At 66.8% G+C, this 20864-nt stretch carries 15 protein-coding genes and 2 pseudogenes; 7 read left to right on the top strand and 10 right to left on the bottom strand.

The window, feature by feature from the left end:
- Positions 1 to 134: 134 nt before the first annotated feature.
- The 4 genes from PHA81_RS01455 to PHA81_RS01440 all read right to left on the bottom strand — a co-directional run bounded on the left by PHA81_RS01455 (position 135) and on the right by PHA81_RS01440 (position 4275).
- The gene (locus tag PHA81_RS01455) at positions 135 to 314 is read right to left on the bottom strand and encodes a hypothetical protein (RefSeq protein WP_005045900.1); all 180 of its coding nucleotides are present in this window, start codon (positions 312 to 314) and stop codon (positions 135 to 137) included.
- Positions 315 to 318: 4 nt separating this feature from the next.
- Positions 319 to 1386, bottom strand: coding sequence for a hypothetical protein (locus PHA81_RS01450; protein ID WP_005045903.1), 1068 nt, complete (start codon positions 1384 to 1386; stop codon positions 319 to 321).
- 1 nt (position 1387) lies between these two features.
- Positions 1388 to 2920, bottom strand: a complete 1533-nt coding sequence (gene glpK / locus PHA81_RS01445) for a glycerol kinase GlpK (RefSeq protein ID WP_005045905.1) — start codon at positions 2918 to 2920, stop codon at positions 1388 to 1390.
- A gap of 176 nt (positions 2921 to 3096) precedes the next feature.
- Entirely contained in the window at positions 3097 to 4275 is a 1179-nt protein-coding gene (locus PHA81_RS01440; RefSeq protein ID WP_005045908.1) for an AAA family ATPase, read from the bottom strand.
- Positions 4276 to 4613: 338 nt separating this feature from the next.
- Between PHA81_RS01440 and glpA the strand changes: the two genes are divergently transcribed.
- From glpA to PHA81_RS01415, 5 genes are all read left to right on the top strand, one after another.
- Positions 4614 to 6338, top strand: a complete 1725-nt coding sequence (gene glpA, locus PHA81_RS01435) for an anaerobic glycerol-3-phosphate dehydrogenase subunit GlpA (RefSeq protein ID WP_049910403.1) — start codon at positions 4614 to 4616, stop codon at positions 6336 to 6338.
- Positions 6328 to 7602, top strand: a complete 1275-nt coding sequence (gene glpB, locus PHA81_RS01430) for a glycerol-3-phosphate dehydrogenase subunit GlpB (protein WP_005045912.1) — start codon at positions 6328 to 6330, stop codon at positions 7600 to 7602. Before glpA ends, glpB begins: the two co-directional genes overlap by 11 nt.
- Positions 7603 to 7619: 17 nt before the next feature.
- On the top strand, positions 7620 to 8966 hold the full coding sequence (locus tag PHA81_RS01425) for an anaerobic glycerol-3-phosphate dehydrogenase subunit C (RefSeq protein WP_005045915.1): 1347 nt from the start codon (positions 7620 to 7622) through the stop codon (positions 8964 to 8966).
- A 106-nt stretch (positions 8967 to 9072) separates the two neighbouring features.
- Positions 9073 to 10323: an FAD-dependent oxidoreductase gene (locus PHA81_RS01420; RefSeq protein WP_049910416.1), complete on the top strand. Its 1251-nt coding sequence runs from the start codon at positions 9073 to 9075 to the stop codon at positions 10321 to 10323.
- A gap of 69 nt (positions 10324 to 10392) precedes the next feature.
- Positions 10393 to 11685, top strand: coding sequence for an amidohydrolase (locus tag PHA81_RS01415; RefSeq protein ID WP_005045919.1), 1293 nt, complete (start codon positions 10393 to 10395; stop codon positions 11683 to 11685).
- Here the strand turns inward: PHA81_RS01415 and PHA81_RS01410 are convergent.
- The 3 genes and pseudogenes from PHA81_RS01410 to PHA81_RS01400 all read right to left on the bottom strand — a co-directional run bounded on the left by PHA81_RS01410 (position 11686) and on the right by PHA81_RS01400 (position 16021).
- Positions 11686 to 13347 (bottom strand): annotated as a pseudogene (locus tag PHA81_RS01410) (PQQ-dependent sugar dehydrogenase).
- Positions 13348 to 13419: 72 nt separating this feature from the next.
- A complete protein-coding gene (locus tag PHA81_RS01405; protein WP_049910405.1) occupies positions 13420 to 15519 on the bottom strand; it encodes a PQQ-dependent sugar dehydrogenase in 2100 nt (699 codons plus the stop codon).
- 106 nt (positions 15520 to 15625) lie between these two features.
- Positions 15626 to 16021, bottom strand: a complete 396-nt coding sequence (locus PHA81_RS01400; protein WP_005045926.1) for a hypothetical protein — start codon at positions 16019 to 16021, stop codon at positions 15626 to 15628.
- Between the two features lie 228 nt (positions 16022 to 16249).
- On the opposite strand from PHA81_RS01400, the pseudogene PHA81_RS01395 reads away from it, so the two are divergent.
- Together PHA81_RS01395 and PHA81_RS01390 are read left to right on the top strand one after the other, a co-directional pair.
- Positions 16250 to 16778: pseudogene (locus tag PHA81_RS01395) on the top strand (IS6 family transposase); the annotation flags it as partial.
- A 551-nt stretch (positions 16779 to 17329) separates the two neighbouring features.
- Complete coding sequence (locus tag PHA81_RS01390; RefSeq protein ID WP_273834806.1) at positions 17330 to 17698, top strand: hypothetical protein; 369 nt, start codon at positions 17330 to 17332, stop codon at positions 17696 to 17698.
- A gap of 33 nt (positions 17699 to 17731) precedes the next feature.
- Here the strand turns inward: PHA81_RS01390 and PHA81_RS01385 are convergent, their stop codons facing one another.
- From PHA81_RS01385 to PHA81_RS01375, 3 genes are all read right to left on the bottom strand, one after another.
- Positions 17732 to 19345, bottom strand: coding sequence for a PH domain-containing protein (locus PHA81_RS01385; protein ID WP_049910407.1), 1614 nt, complete (start codon positions 19343 to 19345; stop codon positions 17732 to 17734).
- 7 nt (positions 19346 to 19352) lie between these two features.
- On the bottom strand, positions 19353 to 19823 hold the full coding sequence (locus tag PHA81_RS01380) for a PH domain-containing protein (protein WP_005045933.1): 471 nt from the start codon (positions 19821 to 19823) through the stop codon (positions 19353 to 19355).
- Positions 19824 to 19905: 82 nt separating this feature from the next.
- Entirely contained in the window at positions 19906 to 20727 is an 822-nt protein-coding gene (locus PHA81_RS01375; RefSeq protein WP_005045935.1) for an undecaprenyl-diphosphate phosphatase, read from the bottom strand.
- Between the last annotated feature and the right edge of the window lie 137 nt (positions 20728 to 20864).

Raw genomic sequence — 20864 nt, 5'->3', positions numbered from 1 at the left:
GACTCCGGCGTTCGCGAAGCAACTACCTTTCGTTACTCTCAGTGCTCGTCCCGCCGCCGCTTCGGGCGACCGTTCGGGGGCCCCATCCGTACCGTGCGATCACATCTCTCGGTCGGGAGCGTCCCGGCGATCCCTCAGCCGAAGTGTGGGTACTCCTCGATCTCGATGAACTCGGTGTTGCCACACCCGGAACACTCTCCGGGCGCGCTGTACACGTGATCCTCGGGGGTCGGCCCTTCCGAGACGTCTCCGACGAACACGCTCTGACAGCCCCGACAGACGTACAGTTCGGGTTGTTCTGCGACGTGTGACATGGTTTTAGAGCCCCAGGTAGCCCGAGGTGGGAATGATGCCGACGAGGTAGAGCACCCCGATGATGAACATGAACAGCGCGATCGCCATCGCCGGCGGATCGACGTGCGTTCCCGAGTGTGAGTAGAAGATCCGTTGGGTCATCTCGCCGAAGAGGCCACTGATCGCGCCGAAGACGCCGGCAACGATGATGGCTGCAACCGGCCCGCCGATCATCTCGGTCGCGACGACGGCACCCACCGATCCCAACAGCGTGATGTGATGCGTGACTGGAATCTTCTCGACACCGAGGTTGAGGAACAACAGACTCATCGCGGAGAACGCGTACCCGAGGAACACGCTCCCGGTTTCGATCCAGATGAACCCGCCGAGGATACCGCCGACCAGCCCGATCACGGCGACGCCGGACCACTTGTACTGGTGGGGGAGCCACGGCTCGGTCGCCAGCCGGACGTCCGTCCCGCCGTCCGCCACCGCCCGTTCCTCCTCGCGCTCGAACGGCGACATGTCGAGGAGCGAGGAACCGCCCGTCGAGCCGATCAACGGGTAGTCGAAGACGACGCGGGCGAGCATCGCCGTCAGGAACACCGAGAGCGCGATCCCGTCGGTCGGGAACCCGATCCCGCTTGCCAGTTGATTGATCAGCATCCCGACGGCCCCGAAGACGGCACCGACCGCGAGGATGTCGGGTTTCGTCCCGAACGCGTACAGGATGTCCTTCCCGAAGTGGTAGTCCCACCCGGCAGGGTTCATCTCGGGGTATTTCTTGCCGGCGTACGCCGTCGCCGCTACCCCGCCGGCGAAGGCGATGTGCGGCCCGAACACCATCCCGAAGCCGATCGTGCCAGTCACGCCGGTGGCGATGTCGCCCTCGATGCCGCCGGCACCGGCGAGATTCCCTTCGAGGATCGCGAGTCCCTCACCGAGGAACACCGCGAACCCGGTGAAGACGAACGCCGGTAGTGCTCCGAGCGCCGCGCCGAAGGCCCCGCCGGCGAGCGCCGCGATGAGCAGGACCACGAACTCCTCGACCTCCACCCCGATGACGGGGATCTGCAGCAACAGGTGCTCCATCTCAGGCCTCCCGCGCCCAGTCGCGCGATCGGTCGACCGCCTCGCTCCACCGCTCGTAGCGCCCGTCGACGTCCGCCTCGTCGTCGGTGGAGAACTCGCGGTCGACACGCCAGTTGTCCCGGAGTTCCTCGGGGTCATCCCAGTACCCCACGGCGAGGCCGGCGGCGTACGCCGAGCCGAGCGCCGTGGTCTCGTCGACCTCGGGCCGGACGATCTCGGTGCCAACGATGTCTGCCTGCTGCTGGCAGAGGAAGTCGTTTTTCACCGCGCCGCCGTCGACTTTCAGGCTATTGATGTCGAGACCCGCGTCGGCCGCCATCGCCTCGGCGACGTCGCGGGTCTGGAACGCGATGGATTCGAGCACCGCGCGGACGATGTGTGCCTTCTCGGTGCCGCGGGTCATTCCCACGATCGTCCCGCGCGCACGCCCGTCCCAGTGGGGTGCGCCCAGGCCGGTGAACGCGGGCACGAAGTAGACCCCGTCTGTCGAATCCACCGAGCGGGCGAGATCCGCGGTCTGGGCGGCGTTGTTGATGAGGCCGACGTCTTCGAGCCACTCGATCGCCGCGCCCGTCACGAAGATCGCGCCTTCGAGCGCGTACTGGACGGGTTCGCCCGAGCGCTGGAACCCGACCGTCGTGAGGAGGCCGTGATCGCTCTCGACGGCCTCGTCGCCCGTGTTGAGAAGGAAAAAGGAGCCGGTGCCGTAGGTGTTCTTCGCGTCGCCCTCGTCGAAACAGGTCTGGCCGAACAGCGCGGCCTGCTGGTCACCGAGCGCGCCCGCGACCGGGATTTCCGCGTCGAGAAATCCATCAGAATCGGTCGTTCCGTAGAAGTCGTCGTCCGAGGACGGTCGGACTTCGGGGAGCATCTCACGGGGTACATCGAACTCCGCCAGGAGCTCGTCGTCCCACGCCATGTCGTGGATGTCGAACAGCATGGTCCGGGAGGCGTTCGTGACGTCCGTGATGTGATTCCCGGTGAGCTGCCAGATCAGCCACGTGTCGATCGTCCCGAAACAGAGTTCGCCGGCGGCGGCACGATCCCTGAGGTCGGCGGGCTGGGCACCCTGGGTCTTGAGCGGGTCGGCGTTGTCGAGCAGCCACTCGGCCTTGGTCGCCGAGAAGTACGCGTCGGCTTCGAGCCCGGTCTTCGCCCGGATGTCCTCGACTTTCCCTGCTTCTTCCAGCTCCTCGACACGATCGGTGGTTCGACGGTCCTGCCAGACGATCGCGTTGTAGATTGGCCGTCCCGACGCGCGGTCCCAGATCAGCGTGGTCTCACGCTGGTTGGTGATCCCGAGCGCTTCGAGCTGGCCGGCGTCGAGCCCGGCACTGTCGAGTGCCTCCGTCACGACGGCCTGGGTCTTCTCCCAGATCTCTACGGGGTCGTGCTCGACCCACCCCGGCTCGGGGTAGATCTGTTCGTGTTTCTCGTAGGCCTGTGCGACCACTTCGCCGCCGTGGTCGAAGATCATGAACCGCGTGCCGGTCGTTCCCTGATCGATCGCGCCGACGTATGTATCGGATGTCATGTGGTGTCCCTTCGGTCTGATTCTGGAATCCATCCAGCCATTATTTACTAGTGGCGGTGCTTCGTCCGTAAACACCATAGTGTACCATTATAAATCCTCGGGTACTTTCGACGAATCGACGACGGGACGCCGTCCTGATCGGTACGTGGCTACTCCAACCACGAGGCTGCGGTGCGCTACGCGTTCGACAGGTCGTAGAGCCGCCGGAAGACCGTGGTCGGGAATCGGGGTTCGAGCCGGCTCGGTGGCCGACCGACGCTCTCGGACGCGCGGTCGCTGGTGACGCGCTCGGCGATGCCGTCGTTCGCGATCTCGTAGAGCAAGCGTTTCACGGTTCCTGCCGACAGATCGATGTTCGGCGACGCGGCGACGGCATCGGCTGCGGCATCGACGGAACCGCATTGCCCCGCGTCGATGTCGATGAGGCGGCGCAACACCCGCTGGCGGTTGTCCGGCAGCGCGAACACCCGCCCGAGCGAGACCGACGGGCGGGGAACGGCGTTCATCCCGGTGCGGAGGTCGCGTTCGCGAAGCCGGGTACTCCCTTCGGCGACGGCCTCGTCCGCCGCAACGAACAGCGCACAGAGCGCGTCGTGGGCGTTGCCGTCGGCCCAGCTCGCGAGCCGTCGAAGCTGTTCGTGCTCGACGGCCTGGCGAGCCATTCCTTCCGACGCACGAGCCGTCAGCACGTCCACCAGCGCGAGATCGCGGTAGGCGGGCACCTCGATGTGCTCCGGCGGCCGAACGGAATCGGGAAGCGTCGACGGCGACGGTCGACCGACGACGAGCCACGAGAGCGACGCGTCGTCCGCGAACGCCGCCACGATCTCGGAGAGTGGGCGCGCTCCGGGCTCGCCGACGTGATCGATGGCGACGAGGACGCGACGTTCGTAGGGCGCGAGGTACTCGGTCAGGCGCGCGTGGAGCGCGTCCGTGCCGACGCCGTGTTCCGGAACGGACTCGTCGAGCACCGCGTCGAGCACCGTCCGATACAGCCCGAAGTCGCTGCTCGCGTGGCGCGCGTCGACGTACACGAGATCGGGCGTCGTGCCCGTCCCGCCACGGGTCGAGGTGTGGATGACCGATCTCGACGGCGAATGCAGCCGTCCGAGCCGGGCGAACAGCGCGGTGACGACTGCCGACTTCCCCGTTCCGGGGGGCCCCCAGACGTACGCGTTCGGCGGGAGTTCCCCGTCGAACACCGGATCGACGTAGTCGAGGAGGCGTTCGAGTACCGATCCTCGACCAGTCGGCTCTCCGAGGTGGGCGACGGGGCTGATCGCATCGTAATCGAGCACCAGCCGCGAGTCGTTCCCCGAGCGCTGTCGTCGGCGGATACGGGCTGTGAGGTCCATCGTGGTCGTCACCGGCTATCGCCCCGCTCGGAACTACCGGTGACCTCACGGGACGGCAAGGGCCGACGCCTTCGGCCCGCCCGGGAAGTTGTTTACCGATAGCGCGGTTCCGGGGGTAAAGCGTCCGCAGGAAGGCATAAACTTTGCGTGCGCGGTCGACGAGCTCGGAACCCTGTCTCCGGACGAAACCGTTGTCGGATCGACGGATCGCCGCTGTCAGCCGTGATATCCGAGAACGGTAATCGTCATCAAATCACACAGCAGAAATAAATTTTACTGCTGGTATCGGAATGCCCGATAAAGTAAAGTGGCGACGGGACGATCACCGAAACGATTGGATGGGACGTGAAATGGAGGTGCTCGTCATCGGGGGTGGGTCGACCGGCTGCGGTATCGCTCGTGACCTGTCGATGCGCGGCGTCGACGTCACGCTCGTCGAACGGGGCAACCTCACTCACGGCACGACCGGGCGGATGCACGGGCTGCTCCACAGCGGCGGGCGGTATGCGGTCTCGGATCAAGAGAGCGCCGCCGAGTGTATCGCCGAGAACCGCGTGCTCCGGGAGATCGCGAGCCACACGGTCGAGATGACCGGCGGGCTGTTCGTCCAGAAACCCGGCGATCCGGACGAGTACTTCGAGGAGAAACTCGCGGGCTGTCGGGAGTGTGGAATCCCGGCGGAGGTGCTCTCCGGTGCGGAGGCTCGCGAGATCGAGCCGTATCTCGCGCGTGATGTCGAGCGCGCGATCCGGGTCCCCGACGGAGCCATCGATCCGTTCCGGCTCTGTGTCGCGAACGCCGCCGACGCGGAGAAACACGGTGCGCGCATCGAAACCCACGCCGAGGTCACGGACGTGCTCGTCGAGGACGGGCAAGTCAAAGGTGTCGAAGTGCGTCACGCGAGCGGTCCCGGCAAGCGCACCCACCGCGATCCTGGCACCACCGAGCGTATCGAGGCCGACCACGTCGTGAACGCGACGGGCGCGTGGGCCGGCCAGTTAGGAGCGATGGCGGGCGTCGAGGTCGAGGTTCGCCCGTCGAAGGGCGTGATGACGGTGATGAACTGCCGGCAGGTCGATACCGTGGTCAATCGATGTCGACCGAAGGGCGACGCCGATATCGTGGTGCCCCACGAGACGGCGTGTATCCTCGGCACGACCGACGAGGAGGTCGAAGATCCCGACGACTACCCCGAGGAGCAGTGGGAGGTGGACATGATGATCGACACCCTCTCGGAGCTCGTGCCGATCCTGAGCGAGGCGCGCACGCTCCGATCCTTTTGGGGTGTCCGCCCGCTGTACGAACCGCCGGACACCGGCACCACGGACCCGACCGACATCACGCGACAGTTCTTCCTGCTCGATCACGCCGATCGCGACGACCTCGCCGGCATGACCACCATCGTGGGCGGGAAGTTCACGACCTATCGGTTGATGGCCGAGCAGATCACCGATCACGTCTGCGGGAAACTCGGCGTCGACGCCCCCTGCCGAACCGCCGACGAGCCGCTACCGGGGAGCAACGACTTCTCCGTGCTCCGGGACTACATGGAGGAGTTCGGGCTGCGATCGCCCATCGGTCGCCGGAGCACCGAACGGCTGGGGAGCAAGGCCGACAGGGTCCTGAAGACCGACGATCCGAACCCGGTGGTCTGTACGTGCGAGGCGGTCACGCGCGCGGAACTGGAGGACGCGATCGACGACGCTGGCACCGACCTGAACGCCACCCGCATCCGGACCCGTGCCTCGATGGGCAACTGTCAGGGTGGGTTCTGTGCACATCGGATGGCTTCTCTGTTGCATCCCGACCACGACGAGGCCACCACGCGCGCCGCGCTCGATGACCTCTACGCCGAGCGCTGGAAGGGCCAGCGCCACGCGCTCTGGGGCGAACAGCTCTCCCAGGCGATGTTGAACCACGCGCTTCACGCGACCACGATGAACCGCGACCACGACCCGGCTGCGCGCGAGGAAACGATCGAGTACGACCGATTCGATGCAGGGCCGTCCACGTCGGCCGCCGACGCAGCGACCGACGGAGAGGGGGTCAACCGTGGCGATTGAGGACGACGTTTGCGTGATCGGCGGCGGCCTCGCGGGGATGACGAGCGCGCTCCGGGCGGCCCGCGAGGGCGCACGGGTGCGACTCGTCTCCCACAAGAAGAGCACGCTCCGGCACGCGAGCGGTCTCGTCGACGTTCTGGGGTACACCCCAGATGGCGAACTGGTCGCGGAGCCGTTCGGTGCGCTCGCCGCCCTTCCGGCGGGCCATCCCTACGAACGGGTCGGCGTCGACGCGGTGCGGGACGGACTCGGCCTGTTCGACGAGGTGGTCGGTGACGCCTACTACGGCGATCACACCGACGCGAACGCGCTCGTGCCGACTCACGGGGGAACGGTGAAACCGACTGCGCGCTATCCCGAAAGCGCGGCTGCTGGGTTGGCGAGCGATCCCCGGGAAACGCTGCTCGTGGGCTTCGAAACCCTGACCGCGTTCGACGCGCCGCTCGCCGCCGACCACCTCGACGCTGCTGGCGTCCCTGCGGCGACACGCGGCGTCACGGTCCCGTTCCCCGGCGCGTTCCGGGCCGATTCGCGGGTGACGCGCTTTGCGCACGCGCTCGACCGTGACGAGGCGATCGAGACGAATGCCGGGACGACCGGTGCGCGGCGGGCGCTCGCCACGGCGGTCGACCCCCACCTCGACGGTGCGGAACGAGTGGGGTTCCCGGCGGTGCTCGGCGACGACGAGTCGAGCGACGTTCGGGCAGCGCTCGAAACCCGCCTCGGGGTCGACGTTTTCGAGGTCCCGATGGGGCCGCCGAGCCTCCCCGGGCTCCGGCTCGAACGGCTGTTTACGGCAGCGCTCGACGATGCGGGCGTTCGCCGGACGACCGGCAACCCGGTCGTGGATTTCGAGGCCGACGGCGAGCGGATACAGGCGGTGTACGTGGATCGGAACGGCCAGCGAGCCCCCTTCCACGCCGACGAGTTCGTGCTCGCCACCGGCGGCCTCGTCGGCAAGGGGATCGACTCCGACCGCGACGGCGTGATCGAACCGATCTTCGACTGTCACGTTCCCCACCCCGACGACCGCTACGAGTGGTTCGTCGACGAGGCGTTCGGCGACCATCCGTTCGCACGCTTCGGCGTCGATGTCGATGCGGAGTTGCGACCGCTCGACGCCGACGGGGGTATCGAGTACGCGAACCTTCGCGCTGCTGGGGGCGTTCTCGGTGGTGCGGACTTCGCGGCGGAGAAATCGGGCAGCGGTATCTCGCTTGCGACCGGCTACGCTGCCGGTCGTGCGGCGGGCGAGGCGGTGTGATTCGACGAGCTACCACAATGAGTGATGCAGATTCCACGGACGAGTTCGAGCCGGTAGAAGTGTTCGAGACGACCGACATGGATCTCCGATCGGGATCGGACGACTGCTACAAATGTTCGACGTGCGATACGTCCTGTCCGGTCGCCGAGGTCGACGACGAGTTCCCGGGACCGAAGTTCCAGGGGCCCGAGCAGTGGCGGCTCAAACGCAAGGAGGGCCACGAGATCGACGACTCGATCACGGGCTGTTCGAACTGTATGCGGTGTGACGACGCCTGTCCCTCCTCCGTCCCGCTGAGCCAGATGCACAACACCGCTCGCGGGGAGTACGTCGAGAGCCAGCGGTTCGGGCGCGAGGCGCTCGCCGCGCTCCGGCAGGGCGAACCGCGCGAAGCGCTCGAAATCGTTCGGAATGGGACCGACGGACTCGTCGAGCGGGTTCGCAATCGGGTGCTCGCGAACTACCGGACGTCGGCGTGGCTCGCCTCGAAGGTCCCGTGGCTCGCCAACCGCGCGATGAACTTCGGGCCCGCGCGCTGGCTGATGGAGGCAACGCTCGGCGTCACGAAAGAACGCGAGTTCCCCGCGTTCGCCGACCAGACCTTCCGAGAGTGGTGGGTCGAACGCGGCGGCGCACACGTCGGAAATCCGGACAAACAGGTCGCGTACTTCCACGGCTGTTACTCGAACTTCAACACGCCCGAGGTCGCGAAAGCGATGGTCCACGTGTTCGAGGAGTTCGGGTACGAGGTGCTGGTCCCGCCACAGAAATGTTCGGGAACGCCGATGTTCGCGAACGGAATGCTCGGCGACGCGCGCCGACACGCCGAGACCAACGTCGAGAACCTCGCGGCGGCGATCGACGGCGGAGCCGACATCGTCGCCTCCTGCACGTCGTGTTCGATGGCGCTGCGCCAGGAGTACCCCGAACTGTTCGATCTCGACGGGATCGACTCGGTCGCCGCCCACACCTACGAGGCCGTCGAGTACCTCCGCCTCCACGAGGATCTGGAGGGCGAACTCGCCGCAGCCGAGGTCGACGCGAGCGAGTTCGCCTACCACGCGCCGTGTCACGCCCGGAACCAGGGAATCGACCGGCAGGCGATCGAACTCTTTTCCGACCTCGACGGCGCGACGGTCGAGGACGTCGGCGACTCCTGTTCGGGGATCTCGGGCACCTACGGCTGGAAGGAGGAGAAGTACGACTACTCGATGGAAATCGGCGAAGAGATGTTCGAACACATGGAGAGTGCCGACGGCGAGACCGGGATGACCGAGTGTCCGACCTGCGCGATGCAGATGGAACACGGAACGGGCTACGAGATCAGTCACCCGCTCGAACTCCTCGAAGAAGCGCTGGTCTGAGCCGCAGCGGCTTCGAGCTGCTGTGTGTTCCGCTGAGTGCTGTCGCCACGAGGGCACCGACTTCCGAGACTGACGGAGTGAAGTGGAGTGGACCCTCATCGACGACGTGTCCGTAACAACCGACGTGCTCGTGATCGGCGGCGGGGCCACCGGGACCGGCGTCGCGCGCGATCTCGCGATGCGCGGGGTCGACGTCGTGCTCGTTGAACGCGACGGCCTCTCCGGCGGGACCACCGGCCGCTCGCACGGCCTGCTCCACAGCGGGGCGCGCTACGCCGAGGCCGACCCCGAGGGCGCTGCGGCGTGCATCGCCGAAAACCGCGTGCTCCGAGAGATTGCGGGGGCGTGTCTCCGCGACACCGGCGGCTACTTCGTCCAGCTCGCGGGCGACGATCCCGACTACTTCGCGGCGAAGCGCGACGCGTGCCGTGGCCTCGGGATCGAGGTCGACGTCCGCTCCGGGACGGCAGCACGCGAGACCGTCCCGGAACTCTCGTCCGACGTCGAGCGCGTCATGCAGATCCCCGACGCCGTGGCGTACCCATCACGGCTGGTCGCCGCGACCGCACAGAGTGCCCGCGATCACGGGGCTGCGATTCACACCGACGCCCCTCTAACCGACCTCCACAGCGACACCGAGACAGCCGCGGACGGAGCCACGGACGAGGCGGTCACTGCCGCGACGGTCGGTGGAAGAGTCGACGACCGCGTGGAGGCCGAGCACGTCGTGAACGCCACGGGCGCGTGGGCTGGCGAGTGCGCCGCGCTCGCGGGGATCGACCTGGCGATGAGCCCGACGCGCGGCGTCATGGTCGCGGTCGAAAACGAGGAGCTCGACACCGTGCTCAACCGCTGCCGCGAGCCCGCCGACGGCGACATCGTGGTTCCACACGAGAACCAAGTCGTGCTCGGCACGACCAGCGTCGCGGTCGACGACCCCGACGAGTATCCACAGCCGGGACGGGCGGTCGAGCGGATGATCGACGAGTGCGCTGCGATGGTGCCGGTGCTCGACGGCCGCGAGCCCGCACGCACCTACTGGGGTGTCAGACCGCTCTACGATCCCGGGGCGGCAGGCGAGGGCGCACGCGCCATCTCGCGGGATTTCTTCCTGCTGGATCACGAGGCGCGCGACGACATCGATGGGTTCACCAGCATCGTCGGCGGGAAGCTCACTACCCATCGACGGATGGCCGAGGCGGTCGCGGACCACGTTTGCGCCCGGCTGGGCGTCGACGTCGCGTGTCGGACCGCCGACGAGCCATTGCCGGGCCACGACGATCCGGCCGTCCTCGACGAGTTGGTCCGGGAGTTCGACGCCGGCTCGCCCGCCGATCGGGACGTGACCGGTGCGTGAGTCGACGGGACACTCGCTTCGTCGGCAGCGAACCCGTAAATTGACACCACCGGGGCCGAAACGACCGGTATGACGACGCTCGAAATCGTCGGCGGGCGCGTGCTCCGCCCCGATATGACCGTCGAACGCGCGGACGTGCTCGCCGACCAGGAAACCGGCGACATCCTCGCGGTCGGCGACGTTCCGGGTGGCGACGAAACGCTCGACGCTACCGGCGGTCTCGTGATTCCGGGACTCGTGAACGCCCACACCCACGTTGCAATGGCGCTGCTGCGGGGATACGCCGACGACAAGCCGCTCCACGACTGGCTCCGCGAGGACATCTGGCCGATCGAGGGCGTCCTCGAACCCGACGACGTCCGTGCGGGGGCCGAACTCGGACTGGTGGAGATGATCCGATCGGGAACGACGGGATTTTGCGATATGTACTTCGATGTCGGCGAGATCGTCGACGCCGTCGATCGTGCGGGCCTCCGAGCACGGGTTGGCTACGGCTCGGTCACCGTCGGGAAAGACGAGGAAGCGGCCCGCGAGGAACTCGAAACGGGACTCCGGGTGGCCCAGGAGTACGACGGCGCGGCCGATGGCCGGGTCTCGACCGCATTCATGCCCCACAGCCTCACCACCGTCGATGGTGAGGAGCTCGACGAGTTCGTTCCACAAGCGCGCGAGGCAGGTGTGCCGATCCACACCCACGCGAACGAAACGACGGGGGAAGTCGAACCGATCGTCGATGAACACGACGAACGGCCGCTCGCGTACGCCGTAGGTCACGGGCTGCTCGAAGATCGCGACTTCATCGCCCACGGGACTCACTGCGACGAGAGCGAGATCGAACTGCTCGCCGAGCGCGGCGCGGGCGTGGTCCACTGCCCCGCCTCGAACATGAAGCTCGCGAGCGGGATCGCGCCGGTCCAGGCGATGTGCGACGCTGGCGTCGCCGTCGGAATCGGCACCGACGGCGCGGCCTCGAACAACGATCTCTCGATGTTCGACGAGCTCCGCGACGCCGCGATGGTCGGCAAGCTCGCTGCCGGGGACGCGAGCGCGGTCGACGCACCGACGGCGTTCGGAATGGCCACCGCGGGGAGCGCCGCGGTCGCGGGGTTCGACGCCGGCCGGATCGCCGAGGGGAAAAACGCCGATCTCGCCGTCGTCGACCTCGATCGAGCCCACCTCACGCCACACCACGATCTCGTGAGTCATCTCGTCTACGCCGTCACTGCGGCCGACGTGCGCCACACGGTCTGTGACGGCCGGGTGCTGATGCGCGACCGCGAGGTGCTGACGCTCGACGCCGATGCGGTGCGCGAGACGGCCGAGCGCCGGGCACGGGCGGCCGTCGACCGCGCGGAGTCCTGACTACTCCTCGCCCGCGAGCAGGTAGGCGACGACGCTTGCGAGGCCCGACAGCACTGCGACCGCACCGAATCCCGGCCCCGAGCCGGTGCTCGTTCCGTTCTCGGCTCCTTCCTCACCCGCCGCCGTTCCGTTCGCTCCATCCGTTCCGGTCGCAGTGTCCGCACCGCCCGCGCCGCTACCGTTCGCTTCGGTTCCCGCTGTTGTTTCGGCCGTTGCATTCGTCCCCGCATCCGTTCCGTTCGCGCTCCCGGTCGCGTTTGCGGCCGTCCCCCTCGATTCGCCGGGCGAGACGAGCTTGTGGACCGCGCCGCCGAGATCACCACCGGCCGTCAGGGCGTAGAGTTCGCCGGCATCGTCCCGACCCACATCGAGCAAGTAGCCGCCGAGTTCGCCGTCGTCCGCGCCGGCGATTTCGAGTTTTGTGAACTCCCAGAGCCCCTCGTCGCTGGGTGTGGCGGCGAACAACGATCCTTTTGGGCTGCCGTCCTGGCTGTAATCGCCGAAGACGTACTGGCCGCCGAGCGCATCGATCGCGCCGTCGTAGACGTACCCGCCGATGACCGAAATACCGATGGTCTCGCCGTCGCGGGTATGGGGGTACTCGATGACGGGATCGCGGAGCGGTTCGCCGCCGCGGACGTTCTGCGGTGTCGTGTCGGGACACTCGGTCGTCTCCTCGCCCGTGCTGAAACAGTGGGTTCCCTCCTTCACGTTCCAGCCGTAGTTGCCGCCTTTCACGACTCGATCGACCTCCTCGTAGCGGTTCTGGCCGACGTCGCCGACGTACAGCGCCCCATCACTGAACCCCATCCGTCACGGGTTGCGAAAGCCCCACGCGAACTGCTCGTCGAGGCCCTCCTCGCCGACGAGCGGGTTGTCGTCGGGGATTCCGTACGGCTTGTCTCCCGTCCGGCTGTCGACGTCGATCCGGAGGAGCGATCCGAGGAAGTTCTCGGTGACGTCCTGGCCGTTGCCGCCGTCGTTCGCGTCGTACCAGTCGTCGACGTGGCCGGTACCGATGTCGTTGGCCGCGCCGCCGTCGCCGAACGGCACGTAGAGAAACCCGTCGGGACCGAACGCGAGCGCGCCCGCGTTGTGGTTGCTCTGGGGTTCGGGGACTTCGAGCAGTCGGCGCTCGGAGCCGGGCCGCGCCGCGGTTCGGTCGTCGTTCGCGCGGAACTCGGCGAGCACCGCTGTGTGGGAGTGGCTGTCGGGCGTCGCGTCGGTCGCTGGGGCGCTGTAGCGCAGGTAAAATCGTCCGTTCGTCTCGAAATCAGGGTGGAACGCGAGCCCGAGCAGTCCCTGCTCACCCTCGACGGGCGTCATCAGATCGCTGACGTCGAGGAACGGCTCTTCACGCCGGCCGTCCGCCCCGACGACGTAGATCTGTCCCGGGCGATCGACCACGAACCGACGGTCGTCGCCAGAGGGTGTCGCGAAGTCGGTCGGCATCTCGAATCCCCCGGCGACGGATTCGAGCGCCACGGTCGGCCCTGCTGGAACGGGACCACCGTCCTGTGCGGTCGCGCTCGTGGTGGCACCACCGTATCCGACCACTCCGGCGACCGCACCGGCCGCAGTCGTTCGGAGTAGTCGGCGACGGGTCACTTCCGACCGATCCTGCTCGGCAGTGTCAGCTGCCGTCGCTGTCGTGCGGGTCACTACCACCAACGAGTGGTCGTCCGACCAAAGACCTGACGCAAAGCGGCCAGCGATACCGTGCGAACGCGCCTATTATCGTCTCACGAAGCGGCGTGCCGCCACACCCGCCAGCCCGGCGAGCGCAGCGAAGACCCCGAACCCGGGACCATCGGCGTCGCTCGTTTCGTCCGGGTTCGTTCCATCCGTCTCTCCCGACGTCGATTCTGCCGATAGCGTCGAGGTCGCGTTCGTCCCGACGGTCGTCGTCTCGGTCGTTTCCGTCGCCATAGCAGTCGTTTCGGTCGCCGATCCGGCCGTCTCGGTCGAGGTTTCACGCGTCGTCCCCGTCGCTGGCGAGTCGGTCGGTTCGACCGTCGTCTCGGTTGCGTCAGTCGTCGTTCCGTTGGTCGTCGTTCCGTTCGCGCTCGCGGTCGCGTTTGCGGCCGTTCCTCTCGATTCGTCGGAGGAGACGAGCTTGTGGACCGCGCCACCGAGGTCGCCGGCGGACGTGAGTGCGTAGAGTTCGCCGGAATCGTCCCGGCCGATGTCGATGAGGTAGCCGCCGAGCTCGCCGTCGTCCGCGCCCGCAACCGAGAGTTTCTCGAACTCCCAGAGGCCCTCGTCGCTGGGTGTGGCGGCGAACAGCGAACCTTGTGGATCTCCCTCTTGGCTGTAATCGCCGAAAACGTACGTGCCGTCGAGCGAACCGATCGCACCGTCGTAGACGTAGCCACCGATGACCGAGAGGCCGATCGGTTCGCCGTCGCGGGCGTGTGGGTACTCGATGACGGGATCGCGGAGCGGTTCGCCGCCACGGACGTCCGGCGGTGTCGAATCGGGACACTCGTCCGGGATCGCTCCCGGGTTCGCGGTGCTGTAACAGTGCGTACCCTCCTTCACGTTCCACCCGTAGTTGCCGCCCTTCACGACCCGATCGACTTCCTCGAACCGGCTCTGACCGACGTCCGCGACGTAGAGCTCCCCGTCGGAAAACCCCATCCGCCAGGGGTTCCGAAAGCCCCACGCGTAGTGTTCGCTGAGGCCGGCTTCGCCCACCAGCGGGTTGTCGTCGGGGATCGCGTAGGGTCTGTCCCCGTCCGCGCCATCGACGTCGATCCGGAGGATCGATCCCAGCAAGTTCTCGGTGACGTCCTGGCCGTTGCCGCCCGTGTTTGCTTCGTACCAGTCCGCGGCGTGGCCGGGGCCGGTGTCTCTCGATCCGCCCCCGTCGCCGTACGAGGCGTAGAGGAAGTCGTCGGGGCCGAACGCGAGTGCGCCGCCGTTGTGGAACTTCGTGGGTTCGTCGACCGCCAGTAGGACCCGTTCGGAGCCCTCGACCACACCGGTCGCGTCCTCGGTCGCACGGAACTCCGAGAGCCGCTCCGTATGCGAGAACTCGTCGGGGGCGTCCTCGGCCAGCGGCGCGCTGTAACGCAGGAAAAAGCGCCGGTTCTCGTCGAACTCCGGATGGAACGCGAGCCCGAGCAGCCCGCGTTCGCCGGTGCGTTCGGCGAGACGGTCGCTGACATCGAGAAACGGTTCCCCGCGCCCGCCGCCCGACGCGACGGTGTAGATCCGTCCTGGGAGATCGACGACGAACTGACGGTCGTCGCCGGGCGCGGTGGCGAAGTCGGTCGGGACCTGGAACCCGCCAGCGACGGTTTCGAGCGCGACGGTCGGCCCCTGTGGGACGGGACCGCCCGCGCTTCCGGAGGACCCGGCCTCGCTTTCGGTGGTGTCGGTTTCGGCCACCGATCCTTCATCGACGGCGACCGCTCCGCGCATCGTACCGCTGTGTGGCTCGCAGATGTACTCGGCCATCGTCTTGCGCGCCGTGAACGTGAGTGACTGGGTCGTGCCCTCCCCGCTCATCACCTCGGTGCGTTCGAGCGTCGCGCCGTCGGCGTCGAGCAGCGCGACGTTGTGGCCCATCCCGTCGAGGTTCTCCCAGACGATGCGGTAGTCGGTTCCCGGTTCGAGATTCAGCGTGGGGTTGGTCTCGCCGGCGATCGCGTCGGGCGCGCGGCCCTGCCAGCCGGCGATTTCGCCGCCGAGCCGAATCTCCTCGGGCTCCGACTGGGCCGTGGCGCTGCCGAGGCCGCCGACACCCGCGAGCGCACCGGCAGCGGCCGCTCCGAGAAATCGGCGGCGGGATGCCTGGTGCCCGTCAGTGTTGCGTGGATCACCTGTCATCGTGTTCACCGGACCGTTCAGTGAACGAAACCAACGACCGTCCGAGTAAAGCCCTGACGGACTCGGCCGGCACGGCCGCCGATCGCCTCCGGGAGCGCCGTGCGCATCACGCCGTCGCTGTCCCCGTTTCCGCGCTCTGTCGGCTCGCGATCTGGAAACGGTCGGTGCGGCCGCCGTCCCAGTAGAGCCGCACCACCTGTCCGCGAGACGCCTCGACCGCGACCCCATCGCCCGTCGTTACCCGATCGTCCCACGCGGGGTGACGGCTGTACCCATCGACGGTCACGACGAGCGCCGACCCCGCGACCGACTCGCCGCTGTCGTGTGCGATCCGGACGTGTGTCTCGTTGATCTGGCGGATCGACCACTCGGCGTCCGGAGGTTCGACCCGATTCGCCGGGACGTTCACCGCGATGACGACACCGACGACGATCACCACCACTAGCGCGACGACGAGCGCAGCCCCGATGACGTTGAGCAGCCGATCACCCTCGTCGGTCATCCGTCCTTACACGTCCTCCGCGAGGCACTTCGAGGGCCGTGGATAAAAAACCGAACTCGGTGAAGTAAGCGAAACAGCGAGCGACAGCATGCCCGCAACCTTCGGGATTGGCTGACAGACTCCTGCTCTTGTGAGTTGTAGAGTGCAATAAAACCGGTGATACGACACTGAACAAACAGTTTCCGATGGATCGTTTTAGCCCTTCTAAAGACGGCATAGCTTCCAGAAAATACTGTCTCGATTCTCGATGTGTTCGGCGTTAGTCGCGCTCGATCCACGATCAATAACTGGGTTCACAAGGCGGAGTTACAGCCAGAGTCCGGCAAAACGCCGGATCACGTCGCGGTCGACGAGACCGTGATCCGACTCGACGACGAGCGCTACTGGCTGTACGCTGCGGTCGATCCCGAGTCGAACGAACTGCTGCACACGAAGCTTGAGCCCACCAGAAACACCGCTCTCGCTCATGGCTTCTCCGCCGAACGTCGTCAGAAGCACCACGTCGACGACGCCACGTTCCTCGTCGACGACGCCACGTTTCTCGTCGACGGCGCGACACCGCTACACGAAGCCTGCCGCCGCCGACGGCCTCGATTTCCGCTCCGAACGACACGGAAATCGTAACGCCGTCGAACGTGTCTTCCGCGAGGGAAAACGACGCATCTCCTCGTTCTCGAACTGTTTCAGTCATGCCGGCGCAGCAACTGCCGACGAGTGGTTACGATCGTTCGCCGTCGCATCGAATCTGCGTATCTGAACACGACCGTCACGACTGGGACAAGATTTATTTGCTAACGAGTGACCTTCACGGGGCGTGAACCGTTCGCAGGTCTTCGCTATCGCTGTCGCCGTGGTGGTCGTGCTCTCGGGCTGTAAGCTCTCACCGGTAGCGACACCGAAACGGACACACCAACCGTTACCCCGGCCGCCGTCCCGACCGACGAACCGACACCCACCCCGATGCCGATGCTCGCGCCGGGACTCACACAGGCAGGCGTCGTGAGTGTGAGCGAGCTGGCGGGCGCTCACGAGGCCGCCCTCGCCAACAATTCGCATACAGTCGTGTCAAATAACACTGTCAGATACGAAAACGACACGCTTCGTCATCAGATGAACCGAACGATGCGAGTAGCGGAGGGGTCGGAACCGTTCTACGCCATTAGCAGATACGATGGATCGGGACGGCAACCCGTCGTCTCCTCACAGCGTATCGAGCGATGGTCGGAGGGTGAACAGCTATACTCCGCGGTCGTCCGAAAAAACGATACGAGGTATTCAGTAAGCGCGTTGAATCGGGTGTTCTTCAGTGTGCAGAACAGAGAGCAGTTCATCAAGCTCTTCAACGCGCTCGAAACGCGCGTCGTCGGTCAGGAGACACGCAACGGCACGGAACTCTACCGGGTTCGGGCGACGAACGTCTCGAACCCGGAGTACCTCCCACGATCCGTTCTCAACGCCTCGAAAAACCCGCAGAACGTCTCGTTCCGGGCGCTCGTCGACTCTCAAGGTATCGTTCGGTCGTACTATCTCGGCTACACCGCGACCGACATCCGGCGGAGAGTCAACACCACGAACCGCGTCACGCAGTCGCTTCGCTACACCGACATCGGCTCGACGACCGTCGAGCGACCTGATTGGTACGAGGCGGCGAACCGAACGACCACGGTGGCAGAATGACCGATTGAAACATCCGAACGAGTGAATCGGTGACTATCCGACCTCGTCACGGTCCTCGTTCGTCGAAACTCGTCCGAGCGGTGTGTCGCCGGAGGGGGTGCTCGTCGAGAGCGGCTTTCGGCGCGCGGTGAGACTCGCCTGCAACCCACGTCGGACCCGTTCGCGGAGTTCGGTAGCCTCGTTCGCGTCGAAATCCACTGCGCGTGCGCCCCGATCGGTGACCGAGAGCGATCCGGCGGTATCGATCGCGACCGTGGCGAGCGACCGCCACCGCTGGAAGGGTGTCGCGGTCTGGATCACCGTTTGGACGCGGTAGGCGGGCACGACTGCGATCGAGCGCCGCCAGAACCCGTTGCGCGTCTGGACGTGCCTGCTACCCACGTCGTACCCGCGATGGAGCCACTTGTAGTGGCCGCCGATCGGTGCGAGCACGATCGCCACGAGCGGGGCGTACCAGTAGCGGAGAAGCGACACGTCGAGGAAGATGTTCGCGATCCAGAGGACGCCCGCGAGCAGGCCGAGCGCGAGCGCATACCGGACCGCGTAGCGCCGCCTGGCACGGCGAGGCGGGCGGGTGAACTCCGGCTCGTCAAACTCGAACCCCTCGATCGAGCGGGCGAGGGAGAGCACGCGGGCACGCCCCGCGAGCGGGATCGCCGCCTCCGAACCGCCGGATGGCCCCTCGCCCGGCGTGTAGCCCGCAGTCTCGATGGCGAGCGACGCGTAGCCGACCCGGCGCATCAGGACGTTCTCGCGCACGTCGATCTGCTGGATCTTTCCGATCGGGATCGAGCCGTCGTATCGGCTGAGCAGTCCGCGCTCGTATCGGAGTTCGTCGCCGATTCGGGTGAGCCGGAAATCGTAGTACCGCGCGGCGGTCACTGCGGCGGTGCCGATCCACGAGACGATCGCGAGCGCCGCCCCGCGCGGCCCGACCGTGAACGCGCCGGTCTCGGCGAGGAGGTCGGGAATCGAGATCCCGACCGTGGGAACGGCGAAGAAGAGCACGGGCAGGAGCGCACGGAGGTCGGGAGCCACCAGCCCCAGTATCGCGAGGTTCCGTGGCGAGAGCGCGAACAGCAGCTCCTCGGGCTCGTCACGGCGTCGGGGTTCGGCTGCGTCCGCAGTAGCCGCGTCCGCGGCAGCCGCGTCCGCATCGGTCGTGTCCTCGGTACGCGCCCCTCGTCCATCCTCGTCGCTGTCTTCGCGTGCGCCGCGCCGCAGGTCACGCTGGAGGCGTTTCGCCTCGTCGTAGCCCACGTACCGGAGGCTCGCCTCGGTCTCACCGCCGCCGGCGGTCTCGACGTCGATGGCCGCGATCGAGAGGGCGCGCTGGACGATCCCCCGCGAGATATCGACGTTCTGGATCCGCCGGAGCGGGATCTCGCGCTCGCGCCGTGAGATCACGCCCGAGCCGATGTCGAACGTGTCCGCCGTCACGTCGTACTCGAATCGCCGGTAGTAGACGACCTCGTAGCCCGCCCCGAACACGAACCCGAGGACGGCGAGGGTCACTGCAGGTGCGAGCGAGCCGAGCGAAACGATCCCGACCTCGGTCACGACGATGGAGAGAAAAAATCCCATCGCTGCGCCGTTTACCCCACGCGGCAGCGCCCGAAGCGGCAGCGAGAGTGGGTGAAGTTTCATCGGTAGCTTACACCGCATCCTCCAGCTCGCCGGGTTCGCTCTCGGTGGCGAGCCGGCGAAGCTCGGCCTGGATCGTTTCGGCGCGCTCTGGTCGGAGTCCAGGAATCGTGACGTCAGCCCCTCGCGAGCCCGCGGTGTAGACGACCACGCTCGACAGCCCGGCGAGCCGTTCGATCGGTCCCCGTTGTGAATCGACGTGCTGGACCCGAACGAACGGGACGACCGAGTTCACACGGGTCACGACGCCGCGTTCGAGCGTGACCGCGTCCGCCTCGATGTCGAACCCCCAGACCCGGTATCGCTGGAGCGTGTAGCCCACACCGATCAGGGCGAGGACGACGAAAACGACGGGTCCGACCCAGACACCGATCTCGAACCATCGTCGATCGGCGATTCCGACCGCCACAGCCACCACCAGCGCCGTGAGAAGCGAGCCCCCGAGCCAGACGATCCGCACGCGGGGATCGAGCCGTTCCATACCGCGGGCTACCGCCCCACCCCACATAAACCCATCCGCGTCCGGCGGTTGTGGGGTGGACGGCTCGCCGATCGAATTCATCTCAGACGACGAGATGCAGGACCACACCGCCGAACACCGCGAGACTACCGAGCCCGACACAGACGCCCCAGAACGCGACCCGCTCGACCACTCGCATCAGCGCATCGATCGTCAGATACCCCACGATCGCACTCGTGGCGAGCGCGATCGCCGCCATCGCCGGCGGAATCGCCGGGATGCCACTGTCGAGCAGCGGGAGCAGGCCGCCACCGATCGACGCCGGGATCGAGAGCAGGAAGGAAAGCTGGAACGACGACGGGCCGTCGTGGCCCCGGAGGAGCAGCGCGCTCGCGGTCGTTCCCGATCGTGAAATGCCGGGGAGGATCGCAAGTCCCTGAAGTCCGCCAACCAGCACCGCGTCCACGAGATCGGGTGTCTCCCGCCGGCCGCCACGGTCCTCGACCCCGCGTTGGACGAGCCCGGTGACGATCAACAGCGCGCCGATCAGCGCGACGAACACGCCGCCGGCGAGCTCGCTCACGAACCCCTCCAGCAGCACCAACGACGGGATGCCGACGATCCCGGTCATCAACGTGGCGACCACGATAAAGGTAAGCTCCGAACGCTCGCGGTCGAACGCGCGCTCGGGTCGCCACGATGGGAGCGTGCGGACGAGCGAGGCGACCTCGTCGCGATAGTACGCGAGCGCCGAGAGCGCGGTCCCCGCATGGAGGAACAGCGAGAGCTGGATCGCAACGGCCGGCTCGATGTTCGCCACGAGATTCAAAAAGAGCGTGATGTTCCCCTCACTGGAGATGGGGAGCCACTCGAAGATCCCCTGGAGGATACCGATGACGACCGCCAGAACGACCGACTCCTGCATGCGAGAGGAGGCTCGCCCACCGGATAAAGGAAGTTCGGTTGCGCGCTCGTCGGACGTCGCCTCGACCCCAGCCCCGCTCGTCGTCGGCCGGGACGACTGACACCACGAGAACCGACACATGTATGTCGGACTGTGTT

The sequence above is a fragment of the Halococcus sp. PRR34 genome, assembly GCF_028617175.1.
Classification (GTDB): Archaea; Halobacteriota; Halobacteria; order Halobacteriales; family Halococcaceae; genus Halococcus; species Halococcus salifodinae.
This window is presented reverse-complemented; position numbering and strand designations above follow the sequence as displayed.